The organism is Acidovorax sp. Q11, from assembly GCF_054950075.1.
Genome location: NZ_JBUDZG010000001.1, coordinates 106,377 through 120,898, shown reverse-complemented (window position 1 = coordinate 120,898; position 14,522 = coordinate 106,377). Strand labels below are relative to the sequence as shown.

Below are 14,522 nucleotides of genomic sequence, written 5' to 3'. Positions count from 1 at the left end.
CCGCAAACAGGTTCTCCATGGAGGTGCGGGATACTCTCGCCCTCCCTGTCTTCCCTGCCCACAAGGACCGCCCATTGAAATCCGCCAGCGCCACCACCTTCGACGAGGCCTACTACCAGCGCTTTTACTTCGACAAGAAAACCAGCGTGGTGGACCCGCAGCACATGGAGCGCCTGGGCACCTTTGTGTGCAGCTACCTCAAGTACCTGCGCGTGCCGGTGCACCGCGTGCTCGATGTGGGCTGTGGCATCGGGCTGTGGAAGGACATCGTGGCGCAGCACTTTCCCGCAGCGAGCTACCAGGGCGTGGAGTTCAGCCCCTACCTGTGCGAGCGTTTCGGCTGGCAGCAGGGCTCGGTGGTGGACTATGTGGCCGACGCGCCGTTTGACTTCGTGATCTGCCAGGGCGTGCTGCCCTACCTGAGCCCGCCCGATCTGAAGACCGCGCTGCACAACCTGGGGCGCCTGTGCAAAGGCGCGCTGTATGTCGAGGCCGTCTCGCGCGAGGACTACGAACGCGACATCATCGACGAAGACCTGACCGACAACCGCGTGTTCCGCCACCGCGCCGAGCTGTACCGGCGCGGCCTGCAGCAGGGCGCTATCGAGCTGGGCGGCGGCGTGTGGCTGAGCCGAAAGGCCGAGCTGCCGCTGTTTGCGCTGGAACAAGCGGCCGGGCTGTGACGACAACGCCCGCACCGTCGCCTGCGGTAACGGCGCCGCGCGAGCCGCACGCGGTCTCGCGCCTGCGCGCCGAGCGCCTGGCCCGCAGCGCCAAGCCTTTTCTGGCGCGCGGCGGCCCCAAGGGCGAGCGCTGCGCAGGCTGCCGCCTGGTGCCCAGCCACTGCATCTGCGCGCTGCGCCCCCAGGTACCCACGCGCGCGGGCATGTGCCTGCTGATGGCCGACATCGAGCCGCTCAAGCCCAGCAACACCGGCTGGCTGATCGCCGATGTGGTGGCCGACACCTTTGCCTTTGGCTGGGCGCGCACCGAGGTGCAACCGGGCCTGCTGGCGCTGCTGGCCGACGCGCAGTGGCAGCCGGTTGTGGTGTTCCCCGGCGAGTTTGTGGCGCCCGAGCGGGTGGTGACACAGGTGGCGCCTGCAGACGACGCCCCCGCAGGCAAGCGCCCGCTGTTCATCCTGCTCGACGCCACCTGGCCCGAGGCGCGCAAGATGTTCCGCAAAAGCCCCTACCTCGACCGCTTTCCGGTGCTGAGCCTGGCGCCCGAACAGATCTCGCGCTACCAGCTGCGCCGCTCGCGCCGCGACGACCATTTCTGCACCAGCGAGGTGGCCAGCCTGTGCCTGGAGCTGGCAGGCGAGGCGCAGGCCGCGCAGGTGCTGGATGCGTACCTGGACGTTTTCACCCACCACTATCTGCAGTCCAAGCACCAGCTGCCGGTGGACGCGGACGACCCCACGCACCTGCGGCTGCGTAGCCTGGCCACGGCGCCTGCGCCATGACCGCCACCGTCCAGATCCGCCCTTTCCGCACGGGCGACGCACCGGCCTTGCGCGCGGTGTTCCACGCCTCGGTGCATGGCCTGGCCTGCCGTTGCTACACCCCCCAGCAGTGTGGAGCCTGGGCCCCCGCCGAGCACGACGCCGCGCAATGGGCCGCGCGCATGCAGGCCAACCAGCCCTTTGTGGCCGAGGCCGATGGTGGTGCCATCGCGGGGTTTGCCGACCTGCAGCCCAGTGGCTACATCGACATGTTGTTTGTGGCCCCGGCGTTTGCGCGCCAGGGCGTGGCCAGCGCGTTGATGGCGCACATTCAAGCGCAGGCCGCGCAACGCGGGCTGGCGCGGTTGTGGGCGGATGTCAGCCTGGCGGCCGAGCCGTTTTTTGTGGCCCAGGGCTTTGCCGTGGAAGAACGCCAGGCGGTGGAGCGCGCCGGTGTGGTGCTGCACAACGCGCGCATGGGCAAGGCGCTGTAGTTGAAGCTTGCTCCTGATTTAATAGCTATTGAGGCTTATCTATTGCGCGGTGAAGGCCTTTTCGGCATGTGATTTTGCCTGCGCGCTGTCCGCTGGCGCCGCCAGTGCCTTACAGTAGCCGCCCTACCGCACACGCGGCGAACCCGACCCACCCACCCGCCAGCAAAGAAGGCCACCCCACCATGACCAAAGACCCGGCCCGCCAACGAGAACTGCAACCCATGGCCCTGTGCGAGCCCTGCCAGGGCATCCAGCGCAACTGGCGCAAGGCCCCCGGCCATGCCGAGCTGGTGCAGCGCGGCAACCGCAAGGAAGACCGCGACCACGGCCCCGTGACCTTCACCCGCTATGTGTGTGACCGCTGTGGCACGGCGTGGGAGTATGAAAACGACAAGACGAACCAGCAGGCGGGTTGGTCGGTGGTGGGGCGGTGACTATCAAAAAAGAGAGCATTTAGCGCTTGCTGGACAGGCGCAAGGGCCTGTTTTGACCTGAAGTGTCAGAAGCCTCGGCGTCTTTTTCTGTAACTGCCGACGCACATCGCGCGGTGCGGAGGGAGTACCGGGAGTTGTCTCAGAAACGGGGGCTGTTCAGCCGCCAACCTGGCCCACATTCTCGGCCGCAATGGCCCGGAAATCCGCTGACACCCGCTCATCCGCCGCCGCCGCCTGCCAGAAGGCACGCGCCAGCCGCAGCGCCTCGTCCCATTCGCCCAGCGTGGCCGCCGTGGGCTGCTGCGGGCGGCTGGCAAAGTCGCGCGGCACCAGCTCGCCGCTCACCGGGGCGTACAGCATGGGCAGCATGTCGTAGGTGGGGGACAGCGCCCAGTCGTCATCCTTCAGCACCAGCGAGATGTTGCCGTAGTGCCGGTCGGTGTTGGCGATGAGCTGGCCGTAGGCCTCCAGCAGGCGCAGCGTGCGTGCATCGGCTGGTGTGAGCAGGTGGCGCGCCGCCATGCGGTTGGCGGTGGCGGCCCAGTTGTCGATCTCGCCCACGTACTCGGCGTTGTAGACCTGCAGCGACACCATGCCGATGCGCCCGCCCAGCGGCGCGTCGTCCGCCAGGGGCGTGCGGTCAAACCGTTCCGACTCCAGAAACACCCGCCCCGCACCCATGAAGAGCTGCGTGGGCGCGGCGGGCAGCCCCGCCTGCGCCAGCGTGCGCAGCGCCAGGTGCTCGCACACCAGCAGGTCACGCATGCGCTGGTCGGCGGGGGCATCGCCTGCGGGCGAGAACTTCACGATGACGTGTCGCCCGGCGGTGATGGTGCAGAACTTGGGCTGCTCGCCCCCGGCCGACGAGCCGGGATGGGTGCCGCGCATGGCCTGCTCGGCCAGCGCCGGGTAGCTGTCGGCCGATGCCACCCGCGATGCGCGCGCGGGCAGCGTGTGAAAGCGCTGGAACGCGGCCTCGCCCATGATGAGGTTGCCCGGCAGGTCGTCGCCATACAGCGTCATGGCGCGCAGTACGTCGTCGTCGCTCCAGTGGCGCGGGTCGTGGCCCAGCTGCAGCGCGGGGTGGGCATGCGCAAAGGTGCGGCCCATGAAGCCCTGGGGCCGCATGTCGTCCAGAAACCAGGGCAGGCCATCGTGCCGCGCGCTCACGCCGTCGGCTTCGTCCACCCAGAACGCGCCGCCTTCCAGCGGAACCAGGCGTGCAAACGGGGACGGGCGGCCCTGCGTGTCGATGCGCATCACCCGCACCTCGCTGCCCACACCGGGCACATTGCGCGGCAGCACATAGCGCTGCGAGCGCGCCGCGCCCACCTTTTGCACCTGGCCTGCATGGATCAGCGGCGCCAGCGCGCGCGACACCGTGGGCTGGCTCACGCCCAGCAGCGCCTGCAACTCGGTGCTGGTCAGCACGCCACCCTGGCGGCGCAGGGCCAACAGGGCTTTGGAGGAGAGTTCGTGGGGGGCAGGCATGAATGATTATATGAATAGATAAATTAATTCAAATTCACATTGAAATCATTGGTTTACATGGGGCTGTGAATAGAAAATATGAGTTGAAAATGTTCAGGGCATGGGGGTCACGGCTTGCCACAAGGGCACCTTTTGCATCGCCCCGTGTCCCACCGCCTTCCGAGGAGACTTCGCCCCATGCCCCACCGTCGCCGTTTTCTTGCAGCCACCACCCGCAGCCTGGCCCTGGGCAGCATGGCCCTGTTCATTGGCTGCGGTGCACTGGCCCAGCCCAGCTACACCGTGCCGCTGGCGCAGCTGCAGGAGATGGTGGCCACCAAGTTCCCGCGCAGCGTGCCGGTGCAGGGCCTGTTTGATCTGAACCTGCAGGCACCGCAATTGCGCCTGCTGCCCGCCGTGAACCGCCTGGGCGCCACTATGGCCGTGGACGCTGCGGGCCCCGCGCTGCGGCGCAGCCACGGCGGGACCTTCGATGTGGAGTTTGGGCTGCGCTACGAGGCCAGCGACCGCACGCTGCGTGCGCACCAGATCCGGCTGGGGCGGCTGGACTTCCCGACCCTCAAGCCCGCTGTGACCGACCTGCTCAACGCCTACGGCCCGGTGCTGGCCGAGCAGTCGCTGCGCGAGGTCACGCTGCACCAGCTGCGCCCGCAGGACACGGCGGTGTTCGACGGACTGGGCCTGCAGCCGGGGCCCATCACCGTGACGGCCAAGGGGCTGGAGGTGGCGTTTGTGCGCAAGCCTTAGAACAGGCTCTCAGCCCTGGCGGTACCGCGGGTTGTGTGGTGCTTTTTCAAAAACGATAGCTATCAGCGCTTGATGGACGCGCGGTAGGGGCTGAAAAAGCTTCAAATTTGGGGCATCCGGTGCTCTACCGGGGCTCGCCCGCCACCCGCCGCTGCACCGCTGCAAACACCGGGTTGCGGATGAGGTGCAGCGCCTGCCCGCGCTGGCCGCTCTCGGGCGACACGGTGGAGGTGGTGGCCACCACCAGGTCCAGCGGCGGGTACACCCAGATGAACTGCCCGCCAAACCCGCTGGCCATGAAGGTGGGCCGCGCCGCCTTGCCGGGCACCACCCACCACAGGTAGCCATAGGGCAGCCCCACCGGCGGGCCGCCCGCGTGCTGCACCTGCACGGACGCATCGGCAAACGCCTCGGGCAGCAGCGGCTGGCCGTTCCACTGGCCGCGCTGCAGGTACAACTGGCCCAGCTTGGCCATGTCGAGCGTGCGCAGGTGCACGATGCTGCCCTGGTAACGCGGCGCGGCCAGGCCCAGGGGGCCCACCAGCTGCTGCTGCGCGTAGTCGGCCAGGGGCATGCCGGTGGTTTTCTCCAGCACGGCCACCAGCAGCGGCGTCACGGAGTTGTCGTAGGCAAACACCTGCCCCGGGTCGGCCGCCAGCGGCCTTGCCCAGGCCTCGCGCACGGGCAAAGGCGCTGTGGTGCCCGAGCGGGTGCGCGGGCCGCCGTCCAGCGCAAACCCGGCGGTCAGCGTCAGCAGGTGGCGCAGCGTGAGGGTGGCGGCGCGCGGGTCGGGGTTGAGCGGCGCCCATTCGGGCATCAGCTCCACCACACGCTGGTCCACGCTGCCGATGCGGCCCTGCGCCAGGGCCGTGCCCAGCAGGGCCGAGAGCGCGCTTTTGGAGGCAGACTGGGTATCACGCAGCTTCTCTGGTTCGCCGTCGCGGTAGAAGCGGTACACCACCCGGCCGCGCAGCACGACCACCGCACTTTGCACATCGGGGTACTGCGTGGCCAGCGCGGCCTCCACGGGCTGGAAGGCGGCGGCGTCCAGCGCCTGTTCTTCTGTGGTGGCCGTTTCGCGCCAGGCGGATGCAGCGACGGTTTGCGCATGTACCGCGCTGGCTGTCAGGCCCACCGCGCCGATCAGCAGGCAAAGCGACAACGAGGCACAACAGGCGGGCCAGCGGATGGGCATGCGGAACTCCTTCGGTGGGGCGCGGGGATGTGCCTGCCAGTGTAGAAGCCGCCACCTTTGCGCCAGCCAAAGATGAAGTGATGACGTGATGAATGGATGCAGAGGCAGGGCCCGCCTCAATCCGCCCGCACCCGCTGCGCAAACCCGCGCTGGCTGAACTGCTCCACCACAAAGTCCACAAACACCCGCGTGCGCGCGGGCAGCAGCTTTTTGCTGGGGTAGTACAGCGAGGTGGGCCCATTGTCGGCCCACCAGCCGGGCAGCACCCGCACCAGGTCGCCACGCGCCAGCCAGGGCTGCACAAACGGCATGGGCAGCACGGCCAGGCCGAGGCCCATCAGCGCGGCCTGGCACATGGCCTCGGGGTCGTCAAACACGATGCGGGGGCGCAGCTCTACCGGGGCCGCGTCGCCCGCCTTGTTGCGCAGCGTTGTGACGTTGACGCGCCCGGTGCGGATGTTGAGCCGCGCGATGCCGTCCCACTGCGCCAGGTCTGCGGGGTGGCGTGGCGCCTTGCGGCCCTTCAGCAGGGTGGGAGCGGCCACTACCACCAGGTGTGTGGGGCCCAGCACGCGCATCACCATGTCCGGGTTCCTGTTCAGGCCGCCGCCGATGCCTGCGTCAAACCCTTCGCCGATCAGATCGACATACCGGTTGTCAAACCGCCAGTCAGGCTGGATGGCCGGATAGCGCTGCAGAAACTCTGCCAGCAGCGGAACGATGTATGCGCGGCCAAAGCCCAGTCCCACGCTGACCTTGAGCGTGCCTGCAGGCTGCTGATCGGACTCTGCGGCGTGGTCTACCGCGTCCGTCAGTTCCGACAGGGGGTGGCGAATCTGCGCCAGAAAGCGCTGCCCACCCTCGGTCAGGGTCAGGCGCCGCGTGCTGCGCTGGAACAGCCGCACACCCAGGCCGGATTCAAGCCGCGCCACGTTCTTGCTCACGGCGGCGGGCGTCAGGCCCATGAGCCGCGCAGCGGCCGAGAAGCTGCCGGACTCGGCGGATTTGACGAACGATTCGAGGTGACTCAGGGGTTGCATGGGCTGTATTTTCAACTGATGGTTGAAATAGATCCAGCCCATTGATGGCTACCGATTAAGTAATGGATGGCCGAAACTGCAGCTATTCCCGGTTTGTTACTGAGCCTTTTTGATCCCCTTTTTCTGGAGAAACACCATGTCTTCTGTTCTGGCATCCTCCCCGACACATCAGCCCCTGGCGGGCAAGGTGGCGCTGGTCACCGGCGGCGCGCGCGGCATTGGCGCGGCCATCGTGCGGCGCCTGGCGCGCGATGGCGCAGCCGTGGCCTTCACCTACAGCAGCTCGGCTGCACCGGCCCAGGCGCTGGTGGCGGCCATCGAGGCCGCCGGTGGCAAGGCCCTGGCCCTGCAGGCCGACAGCGCCGACGCTGCCGCTCTCACGCAGGCCGTGGACCACGCCGCCCGCACGCTGGGCCGCCTGGACATCCTCGTCAACAACGCGGGCGTGGCCGTGGCGGGCGTGCTGGACAGCTTTTCGCTGGCCGACTTCGACCACACCCTCAACGTGAACGTGCGCGCCGTGTTCGTGGCCACGCAGGCCGCCGTGCGTCACATGGGCCAGGGCGGTGCCTATGGCCGCGTGATCACCATCGGCAGCACCAACTCCGACCGCGTGCCATGGCCCGGCTTCAGCGTCTATGGCATGAGCAAGGCCGCCATCGTGGGCCTGACCAAGGGCCTGGCGCGCGACCTGGGCCCGCGTGGCATCACCGTGAACAACGTGCAGCCCGGCCCCGTGAACACCGACATGAACCCCGCCGACGGCCCCATGGCGGGCGACATGCACGGCCTGATGGCGCTGGACCGCCATGCCCACCCCGACGAGATCGCGGGCATGGTGGCCTACCTGGCCGGGCCCGAATCGGGCATGGTGACGGGGGCGGGCTTGCTGATCGACGGCGGGTTTGCGGCTTGAGAAGGTGTGAACGAACCCATCATGCCCGCTCATCCCGCCAAAACACGCCCGCTCGTCGTTGCAAATGCTCGCCATAGCCCGAGCTATGGCTGTGCTTTGCGCCTAGACCGGCCGTGTTTTAGCGGCCTGCTCGGACACGCCGGATCCGTTCACACCTTCTGAGCTGTCAGCGCGGCGCTCACGGCGTGGGCTTTCGCGCCCGGGGCTTTTTCTGCACCGCAGGGCCGTGGGTCGCCAGCTCTTTGGGTGTGAGCAGATAGGCCGGGTTGTCCGCCACCATCTCCACCGCCAGATCGATGAAGGCCCGCACACGCGCAGGCAGCGCCGTGCGGCTGCCGTAGTACACGTACAGCGCCAGGTGCTGCGCCACATGCTGGGGCAGCAGTGGCACCAGCTGGCCGCTGCGCACCAGCGGCGCGGCCGTCACGCCCACCAACTGGCCCACCGCGTGGCCGCCCAGCACGGCGCGGGCCTCGGCTTCGATGTCGTTGGTGCAGAAGGTGGGGTGGATGGTGTGCGCCACGATGTCGTCGCCCACCTGGAATTCCCAGGGCATGGGCTTGCCGGTGGACGCATGGCGAAAGCCGCTGCAGCGGTGCTGCGCCAGGTCGTCGATGCTGGCCGGCGCACCGTGGCGTGCGATGTAGGCGGGCGCGGCACACACGATGAGCTGCAGCGTGAGCAGCCGGCGCGCCACCACGCCGCCCTCGGGCGGGTAGCCCGAGCGGAAGCCCACATCCACGCGGTCTTCCACCCAGTTGCCGATGCGGTCGTCCAGCTGCACATCGGGCTCCACCAGCGGGTGGCGGCGGCAGAACTCGTCAAGCACCGGCCAGATCACCTCCAGCAGGATGGAGCGTGGCGCCACGATGCGCAGCGGCCCTGCCATTGCCTCACGCCCGCGCCGCGCGCCCTGCACCGCGTGCTGCAGCGTGGCCAGGCCCGGCTGTGCCGAAGCCAGGAACTGGCGCCCTTCTTCGGTCAGGCTCAGGCTGCGTGTGGTGCGGTGGAACAGCCGCACGCCCAGGTGCGATTCGAGCTGCACCAGCAGCTGGCTGGACGCCTGCGGCGTGATGCCCTGCGCGGCCGCCGCCTGGCGCAGGCTGCCCAGCTCGGCGGCCTTGACGAAGTTGGCGATGGCACGCAGTTCATTGATGGCCATGGTGGGCAGGCGTTGTGCGGGGTGGGTGTGCGGTGGATTGGCAAGCAAAGCTTGCGAATGAATCCAGAGATTATGGGCTAGTTGAATGGCAATGGCTTGCCTAAAGTCCACCGCCATGGGCACCGCCCATTGCTCAACACCACCTCAAGGACCTGCCATGAACGCCGCACACACCACCCCCACCACAGCCATTCCCACCACCCGTTCTTCGTACCCCCGCGTCTGGCTGATCACCGGCGCCTCGCGTGGCATCGGCGCGCGCATCGCCGAGGCTGCGCTGGCCCAGGGCGATGCCGTCATCGCCACGTCGCGCGATGCCGCATCGGTCGAAAAGCGCTTGGGCGCACACGATGCCCTGCTGCCCCTGGCGCTGGACGTGACCGACGAGGCCCAGGCCCGCCATGCCGCAGGCGCGGCGCTCGACCGCTTCGGCCGCATCGACGTGCTGGTCAACAACGCGGGCTACGGCCTGCTGGGCGCGGTGGAAGAGGCCACCGCCGACGAGGTGCGGCGCCTGTACGACACCAACGTGTTCGGCCTGCTGCATGTGACCCGCGCCGTGTTGCCCGCCATGCGCGCGCGCCGCGCCGGGCATGTGATCAACATCTCGTCGCTGGGCGGTGTGCAGTCGGCCGCCGGGTTTGGCCTGTACTGCTCCACCAAGTTCGCGGTCGAGGGCATCACCGAGGCGCTGCACGCCGAGCTGGCGCCGCTGGGTATCCACGCCACCGTGGTGGAGCCCGGGTACTTCCGCACCGAGTTCCTGGACAGCGCCTCGCTGGCCGTGTCGCCCCGCGTGCTGGACGACTACGCCCAGAGCGCCGGTGCCGTGCGCGAGGCGGCCCGCCGCATCAACCTGAACCAGCCCGGCGACCCCGTGCGCCTGGCCCAGGCCGTGATGCAGCTGGTGGCCAGCCCCACGCCGCCGCTGCGCCTGCCGCTGGGCACGGACACGCTGCAAACCATTGCCGACAAACATGCCTTTGTGGCAAAAGAGACGGCGCAGTGGCGTGCGGTGGCAGCGTCTACGGACTTCCCGGCGCAGGAGACGGCGCTTCAGGCGGCGTGATTAAATGCTCCTGTTTTGATAGCTGATGGCGCCCTGCCATCAGGCGGCAGGGGCTGTTTTGGCTCAGGTTTTTTGGTGCCTGAGGGCTGCCTGCGTGCTGTGCGCGGGCTGCCCACGCTCACACCGGCCGCGCCATCTCCATCACCCAGTTCACCTCCCAGGTCGCGCCGCCGTCATCCGAAAACGCCTGCTGCCAGCGCGGCGCGCCGGTGTGCATCTGCGACCACTCGAAGCGCACGCGCACCGGGCGGCCCTCAAGCAGATCCTCGCCTTCGAAAATACCCACGCCGCCCTGGAAGCCTCCCACCACGGGCGGCAGCAGGTGGCCGGTGGCCGGGTCCAGCCCGCCGGTGAGGTTGTCGAGCCAGTAGATGCTCCAGCGCTGCAACTCGGGGCTGAACACGCGCAGCGCCATGCCCACATATCCGGGCTTCCAGGCCTGGGGCGTGAAGCTGTCGTAGTTGCCGATGCCGGCGGGCAGTGGGTGAACGCTGCCGGTGGCGTCGAACACCTCCCAGTCGTTGCAGCCTGCCAGGCGCCGCACCAGGCGCATGTTGCGGATGCGCCAGGGGCCCATGAGGAAGTCGAAGTCGTTGGCTGCGCTGGGCACAACGGCGGGCGAAGGGATGGTGATGAGATGGGGGGTGATCATGGTGGTGCTGGTGGTGCTGGTGGTGCTCGGGTGGGTTTTCATGCGTGCAAGGCGCTGCGCGCCGTGGGCTGCAGGCGCAAGGTGTGGGGCGGGCCCGCCAGCCAGGGGGCCAGGCCCGGGGCCACGCCGCGCTCCCAGGCGCCGCTGGTGGTCACGGCCTGGGCCGCTGCGGCGTTGCCAAACAGGGCCAGCGCCAGCAGCACGGGCTCGCCCTCGCGCACGGGCAGGCGGGGGAAGGTGTTGGCGCTGGCCTCGGTGCAGTACCACGCCACCTGGCGCGCGCCGCTGCGCTGCAGCAGCGGGGCCATGCGGTGGTGGCAGAAGTCCAGCAGCGCAGGCGTGGGGCTCTCGCGCAGGGCGAAGACAGTGGCGGTGAGCACGCCCGGCGCTGCGCCGCTGCAGCCCGGCGCGGGCCGTGCGTGCTGGGGCAGTGCGATGGCGGCGCCGGGCCATGCGGGGCGCAGCAGCAGCACGTTGTCCGAATCGGCCATGGTGGCGTTGGCCGCGCTGCGGTGCGCGGCCCACACCGGGCCGCCATAGAAGCCTTCGAGCGCGCGGCGGCGAGATTCCATGTGGGCAAAGCCGCGCAGCCACACAAACATGTCGGGCCGGTCCAGGTCGCGGAACTGGCCCAGCACACGCATGCCCTGGGCCTCCTGCGTCTCCACGAACTCGCGGTCGAACAGGTCGATGAGCACCTCGCGCTGCTGCGGGTGCAGTGTGTACTGGCGCAGCTCGACGACGGCGCATTCGTCGGCGGCGGGCGGGGCTGCGCAAGGAGGGGGTGGCGGGGCCATGAGGGCTTCGGGCATGCGGGGCTCCTGGTGTGAAAGGGGCAGAAAAAGCACAACGAGCCCGCAGTCTGCGCCGCCATACCTGCCACCTTGTGGCAGGTATTTGAGATATCTTTGCGCATCGCCTTTTCGAGCGGCTCACAAACTCTTCTGGCCAGAACCGCTTCGCTGAGTTTGTTAGCCGCTCTTTTCGCACCCACCACGCCCTTCTTGCCCCATGCGCGCCAGCCGCCTGCTCTCCCTTCAGATGCTGCTCGAAACCCGGGGCCGCATGAGCGCAACCACGCTGGCCGATGCGCTGGAGGTGTCGGTGCGTACGCTCTACCGCGACGTGGACCAGCTCAGCGCGGCCGGTGTGCCCATCTATGCCGAGCGGGGGCGCCACGGCGGTTTTGCGCTGTTGCCGGGCTGGAAGACCACGCTCACCGGCCTCACGCCATCCGAGGCGCAGGCCGTGTTCTTGAGCGGCCTGCCCGGCCCCGCGCAGGACCTGGGCCTGGGTGGCGATGTGGAGGGTGCGCGGCTCAAGCTGCTGGCCGCGCTGCCCGCCGGGTGGCGCGACGATGCCCAGCGCGTGAGCGCCCGCCTGCACCTGGACCCGGTGGACTGGTACCGCGAAAGCGCGCCCACGCCCCACCTGACTGCCGTGGCCGCCGCTGTGTGGAGCGGCCACCAGATCCGCATGCGCTACGAGAGCTGGACGGACACCGTGGAGCGCACGGTGAGCCCGCTGGGCCTGGTGCTGAAGGCCGGGGTCTGGTATCTGGTGGCGCTGCCCGTAGCGCCCGCCGTGGCGACGGCAGCCTCAGGCACGGCAAAGGGCGAGCCGCGCACCTACCGCGTGTCCAGCATCCGTGCCGCCACCGCGCTGGCGACGCCGGTGCGCCGCCCCGCGCGGTTTGATCTGCCGGGCTACTGGGCCGCGTCCGTCCAGCGTTTTGAAGCGGAGATCTACACCGGCCAGGCGCAGGTGCTGGCCACGCCTGCGGGGCTGCAGGGCCTGCGTGCGCTCAGCAGCGCCGTGGCGCGTGCGGTGGCGGCGGCCCCGCCCTCGCGCCGCGCGGATGGGCGTGTGGCCGTCACCCTGCCCATCGAATCGGTGGAACATGCCTGTGGCCAGCTGATGCGCTTGTCGCCGCAGGTGGAGGTGCTGCGCCCCGCCGCGCTGCGCCGCGCGCTGGTGCAGCGGCTGCGGGACACGGCGCGGTTGTATGGTCTTGGTGTGCTATGAATTGAATAGCTTAAAGGGCAATATGGGTGCGCGCAAAGGGCCTAAAAAGCCTTGAAAAACTTCTGAAAACCCGGGCTCAGAGCCCCCGCTCCACCACGTCCAGCAGCCGCTGCCCCAGCCCGTCCAGCACCGGCTGCGGCGTGCCGCGCAGCGGCCCGTCGATGGCGAGCAGGGCCATGCCATGCACGGTGGACCAGGCCAGGTATTCCGCGCCATGGCGCCGTGCGGCGGGCAGTGCGCCTGCGGTCACCAGGTCGTCGAGCGCCGCGCTCAGGTGCTCGAAGGGGTTGAGCCCCGTGGCGCCGCCCATGGCTGGGTCGGGCTGCTGCAGCACGGTGAAGCGGCCGCCAAACGCGGAGCGGAACAGCCCCGTCTCGGCCTGGGCAAATCGCAGGTAGCCCGCACCCACGGCGCGCACCTTGGCGTGGGCCTGCTGGGTGGCGGTGCCGGTGGCGGGCACCTGGGCCAGTTCGGCCTCCATGAAGCGTGCGGCGGCGGCCACTGCGGCGGCGCGCACGGCGCCCAGCAGGTCGTCGCGGTTGGCAAAGTGGCGGTAGGCCGCGTTGGGCGCCACACCCGCGCGGCGCGTGGCCTCGCGCAGTACCACGGAGTCGGGGCCGCCCTGGCGGGCCAGTTCGATGCCTGCGTCCAGCAGCGCGCGGCGCAGGTCGCCATGGCGGTAGGTGCTGCGGGCCGCAGCGCGGGCCGGTTCGGGCGTGTTGCCGGTGGTTACGTGCATGTTGTTCTGGATGTGGACGCTGTCCATTATCTTTGTTATGGTTTGTGGACGGTGTTCACAATTGTGCGCCGATCGGTTTTTTTGCCCCTCAACCTCGCCAGGAGACCCCATGAAAGTCGAGCCCTATCTGATGTTCGAAGGCCGCTGCGAAGAGGCGCTGGATTTCTACCGCAGCGCGCTGGGCGCCCAGGTCAAGCTGCTCATGCGCTACAAGGACAACCCCGACCCGGCCGGTGCCCCGGGCTGTGCCGATGGCAGCGGCGCCGGGCCCACGCCCGAGATGGTGATGCACGCCGAGTTCTCTGTCGGCCAGACCACGCTGATGGCGTCGGACGGCATGGGCTCGGGCAAGGCGAAGTTCGAGGGCATCTCGCTGGCCCTGAGCCCCGCCAGCGTGGCCGATGCCGAGCGCCTGTTCCATGCGCTGGCCGACGGTGGCCAGGTGCAGATGCCGCTGGGAAAGACCTTCTTCTCGCAGGCCTTTGGCATGGTGGCCGACCGGTTTGGCGTGCCGTGGATGGTGGTGGGGCCGGAGTGAACGTGCGCTGGCCGTGCCTGCATCCAAGCATCCTTTCTTCCTCCCTTTGATCGTCAGGAGACACCCATGATGAATCCCGCACCCCATGCCATGCACCGCTGGCTGCAGCAGTTGCTGGGCCACTGGACCAGCACCTCCAGCTGCGACGCGCCACCCGGCGGGTCGGACGAACAATCCGTGGGCGCCGAACATGGCCGTGCGCTGGGCGATCTGTGGGTGATCCTGGAAGGCACGGGCACCATGCCCGATGGCGGCGAGGCGCGCATGCAGATGACGCTGGGCTACGACCCCGAGAAGCAGGTGTTTCTGGGCACCTGGGTGGGCTCGATGATGAGCCACATGTGGATCTATCGGGGCACGCTCGATGCCGACCAGAAGGTACTGACGCTGGAGACCGAGGGCCCGAGCTTCAAGGGCGACGGCAAGACGGCGCGCTACCGCGACGTGATCACCATCGTGGGGCCGGGCGAGCGCACGCTGACCTCGTTTGGCGAGCAGCCGGACGGGAGCTGGAACCAGATCATGCAAGCAAAATACCTGAGAACCCCCTGAGCCGCTGCGCGGCTTCCCCCGGAA

At 68.8% G+C, this 14,522-nt stretch carries 17 protein-coding genes; 10 read left to right on the top strand and 7 right to left on the bottom strand.

Annotation, left to right across the window (positions count from 1 at the left end):
- Positions 1–74: 74 nt before the first annotated feature.
- The 4 genes from ACYZGB_RS00585 to ACYZGB_RS00570 all read left to right on the top strand — a co-directional run bounded on the left by ACYZGB_RS00585 (position 75) and on the right by ACYZGB_RS00570 (position 2,372).
- Positions 75–683, top strand: coding sequence for a class I SAM-dependent methyltransferase (locus ACYZGB_RS00585; protein WP_462386189.1), 609 nt, complete (start codon positions 75–77; stop codon positions 681–683).
- On the top strand, positions 680–1,465 hold the full coding sequence (locus ACYZGB_RS00580) for a tRNA-uridine aminocarboxypropyltransferase (RefSeq protein WP_462386188.1): 786 nt from the start codon (positions 680–682) through the stop codon (positions 1,463–1,465). Before ACYZGB_RS00585 ends, ACYZGB_RS00580 begins: the two co-directional genes overlap by 4 nt.
- Positions 1,462–1,938: a GNAT family N-acetyltransferase gene (locus ACYZGB_RS00575; protein WP_462386187.1), complete on the top strand. Its 477-nt coding sequence runs from the start codon at positions 1,462–1,464 to the stop codon at positions 1,936–1,938. Before ACYZGB_RS00580 ends, ACYZGB_RS00575 begins: the two co-directional genes overlap by 4 nt.
- Before the next feature lie 182 nt (positions 1,939–2,120).
- Positions 2,121–2,372: a hypothetical protein gene (locus ACYZGB_RS00570; RefSeq protein WP_063459727.1), complete on the top strand. Its 252-nt coding sequence runs from the start codon at positions 2,121–2,123 to the stop codon at positions 2,370–2,372.
- Between the two features lie 156 nt (positions 2,373–2,528).
- On the opposite strand, the gene yjjJ is transcribed toward ACYZGB_RS00570, so the two are convergent.
- Entirely contained in the window at positions 2,529–3,863 is a 1,335-nt protein-coding gene (gene yjjJ, locus ACYZGB_RS00565) for a type II toxin-antitoxin system HipA family toxin YjjJ (protein ID WP_462386186.1), read from the bottom strand.
- Positions 3,864–4,040: 177 nt separating this feature from the next.
- Here yjjJ and ACYZGB_RS00560 point away from each other — a divergent pair, with 177 nt between their 5' ends.
- Positions 4,041–4,610 (top strand): DUF1439 domain-containing protein, encoded by a 570-nt coding sequence (locus tag ACYZGB_RS00560; RefSeq protein ID WP_462386185.1) that lies wholly within the window; start codon positions 4,041–4,043, stop codon positions 4,608–4,610.
- A gap of 124 nt (positions 4,611–4,734) precedes the next feature.
- Here ACYZGB_RS00560 and ACYZGB_RS00555 read toward each other — a convergent pair whose 3' ends face one another.
- The gene (locus ACYZGB_RS00555; RefSeq protein WP_462386184.1) at positions 4,735–5,805 is read right to left on the bottom strand and encodes a serine hydrolase domain-containing protein; all 1,071 of its coding nucleotides are present in this window, start codon (positions 5,803–5,805) and stop codon (positions 4,735–4,737) included.
- 116 nt (positions 5,806–5,921) lie between these two features.
- Entirely contained in the window at positions 5,922–6,845 is a 924-nt protein-coding gene (locus ACYZGB_RS00550; protein WP_462386182.1) for a LysR family transcriptional regulator, read from the bottom strand.
- 136 nt (positions 6,846–6,981) lie between these two features.
- Here ACYZGB_RS00550 and ACYZGB_RS00545 point away from each other — a divergent pair, with 136 nt between their 5' ends.
- Positions 6,982–7,761 carry an SDR family oxidoreductase gene (locus tag ACYZGB_RS00545; protein WP_462386181.1) on the top strand — a complete coding sequence of 260 codons (780 nt, stop codon included), beginning with the start codon at positions 6,982–6,984 and terminating at the stop codon, positions 7,759–7,761.
- A 178-nt stretch (positions 7,762–7,939) separates the two neighbouring features.
- On the opposite strand, the gene ACYZGB_RS00540 is transcribed toward ACYZGB_RS00545, so the two are convergent.
- Entirely contained in the window at positions 7,940–8,923 is a 984-nt protein-coding gene (locus ACYZGB_RS00540; protein WP_462386179.1) for a LysR family transcriptional regulator, read from the bottom strand.
- 157 nt (positions 8,924–9,080) lie between these two features.
- Here ACYZGB_RS00540 and ACYZGB_RS00535 point away from each other — a divergent pair, with 157 nt between their 5' ends.
- A complete protein-coding gene (locus tag ACYZGB_RS00535; RefSeq protein WP_462386177.1) occupies positions 9,081–9,992 on the top strand; it encodes an oxidoreductase in 912 nt (303 codons plus the stop codon).
- 118 nt (positions 9,993–10,110) lie between these two features.
- Here ACYZGB_RS00535 and ACYZGB_RS00530 read toward each other — a convergent pair whose 3' ends face one another.
- Positions 10,111–10,686 (bottom strand): hypothetical protein, encoded by a 576-nt coding sequence (locus tag ACYZGB_RS00530; protein ID WP_462386176.1) that lies wholly within the window; start codon positions 10,684–10,686, stop codon positions 10,111–10,113.
- A complete protein-coding gene (locus ACYZGB_RS00525) occupies positions 10,683–11,456 on the bottom strand; it encodes an NIPSNAP family protein (protein ID WP_462386175.1) in 774 nt (257 codons plus the stop codon). The genes ACYZGB_RS00530 and ACYZGB_RS00525 overlap by 4 nt, the downstream gene beginning before the upstream one ends.
- A 199-nt stretch (positions 11,457–11,655) precedes the next feature.
- Between ACYZGB_RS00525 and ACYZGB_RS00520 the strand changes: the two genes are divergently transcribed.
- Complete coding sequence (locus tag ACYZGB_RS00520; protein ID WP_462386173.1) at positions 11,656–12,669, top strand: helix-turn-helix transcriptional regulator; 1,014 nt, start codon at positions 11,656–11,658, stop codon at positions 12,667–12,669.
- A gap of 76 nt (positions 12,670–12,745) precedes the next feature.
- On the opposite strand, the gene ACYZGB_RS00515 is transcribed toward ACYZGB_RS00520, so the two are convergent.
- A complete protein-coding gene (locus tag ACYZGB_RS00515) occupies positions 12,746–13,408 on the bottom strand; it encodes a TetR/AcrR family transcriptional regulator (protein WP_462386171.1) in 663 nt (220 codons plus the stop codon).
- Between the two features lie 109 nt (positions 13,409–13,517).
- Here ACYZGB_RS00515 and ACYZGB_RS00510 point away from each other — a divergent pair, with 109 nt between their 5' ends.
- Together ACYZGB_RS00510 and ACYZGB_RS00505 are read left to right on the top strand one after the other, a co-directional pair.
- A complete protein-coding gene (locus ACYZGB_RS00510; RefSeq protein WP_462386170.1) occupies positions 13,518–13,946 on the top strand; it encodes a VOC family protein in 429 nt (142 codons plus the stop codon).
- A 66-nt stretch (positions 13,947–14,012) separates the two neighbouring features.
- Positions 14,013–14,498: a DUF1579 domain-containing protein gene (locus tag ACYZGB_RS00505; protein ID WP_462386169.1), complete on the top strand. Its 486-nt coding sequence runs from the start codon at positions 14,013–14,015 to the stop codon at positions 14,496–14,498.
- Positions 14,499–14,522: the final 24 nt, after the last annotated feature.

Coding starts and splice junctions, on each gene's coding strand:
- ACYZGB_RS00545 (WP_462386181.1), top strand. CDS start 6,982: ATGTCTTCTGTTCTGGCATCCTCCCCGACACATCAGCCCCTGGCGGGC.
- ACYZGB_RS00520 (WP_462386173.1), top strand. CDS start 11,656: ATGCGCGCCAGCCGCCTGCTCTCCCTTCAGATGCTGCTCGAAACCCGG.
- ACYZGB_RS00515 (WP_462386171.1), bottom strand. CDS start 13,408: ATGCACGTAACCACCGGCAACACGCCCGAACCGGCCCGCGCTGCGGCC.
- ACYZGB_RS00525 (WP_462386175.1), bottom strand. CDS start 11,456: ATGCCCGAAGCCCTCATGGCCCCGCCACCCCCTCCTTGCGCAGCCCCG.
- ACYZGB_RS00575 (WP_462386187.1), top strand. CDS start 1,462: ATGACCGCCACCGTCCAGATCCGCCCTTTCCGCACGGGCGACGCACCG.
- yjjJ (WP_462386186.1), bottom strand. CDS start 3,863: ATGCCTGCCCCCCACGAACTCTCCTCCAAAGCCCTGTTGGCCCTGCGC.
- ACYZGB_RS00570 (WP_063459727.1), top strand. CDS start 2,121: ATGACCAAAGACCCGGCCCGCCAACGAGAACTGCAACCCATGGCCCTG.
- ACYZGB_RS00505 (WP_462386169.1), top strand. CDS start 14,013: ATGATGAATCCCGCACCCCATGCCATGCACCGCTGGCTGCAGCAGTTG.
- ACYZGB_RS00535 (WP_462386177.1), top strand. CDS start 9,081: ATGAACGCCGCACACACCACCCCCACCACAGCCATTCCCACCACCCGT.
- ACYZGB_RS00530 (WP_462386176.1), bottom strand. CDS start 10,686: ATGAAAACCCACCCGAGCACCACCAGCACCACCAGCACCACCATGATC.
- ACYZGB_RS00550 (WP_462386182.1), bottom strand. CDS start 6,845: ATGCAACCCCTGAGTCACCTCGAATCGTTCGTCAAATCCGCCGAGTCC.
- ACYZGB_RS00510 (WP_462386170.1), top strand. CDS start 13,518: ATGAAAGTCGAGCCCTATCTGATGTTCGAAGGCCGCTGCGAAGAGGCG.
- ACYZGB_RS00560 (WP_462386185.1), top strand. CDS start 4,041: ATGCCCCACCGTCGCCGTTTTCTTGCAGCCACCACCCGCAGCCTGGCC.
- ACYZGB_RS00555 (WP_462386184.1), bottom strand. CDS start 5,805: ATGCCCATCCGCTGGCCCGCCTGTTGTGCCTCGTTGTCGCTTTGCCTG.
- ACYZGB_RS00540 (WP_462386179.1), bottom strand. CDS start 8,923: ATGGCCATCAATGAACTGCGTGCCATCGCCAACTTCGTCAAGGCCGCC.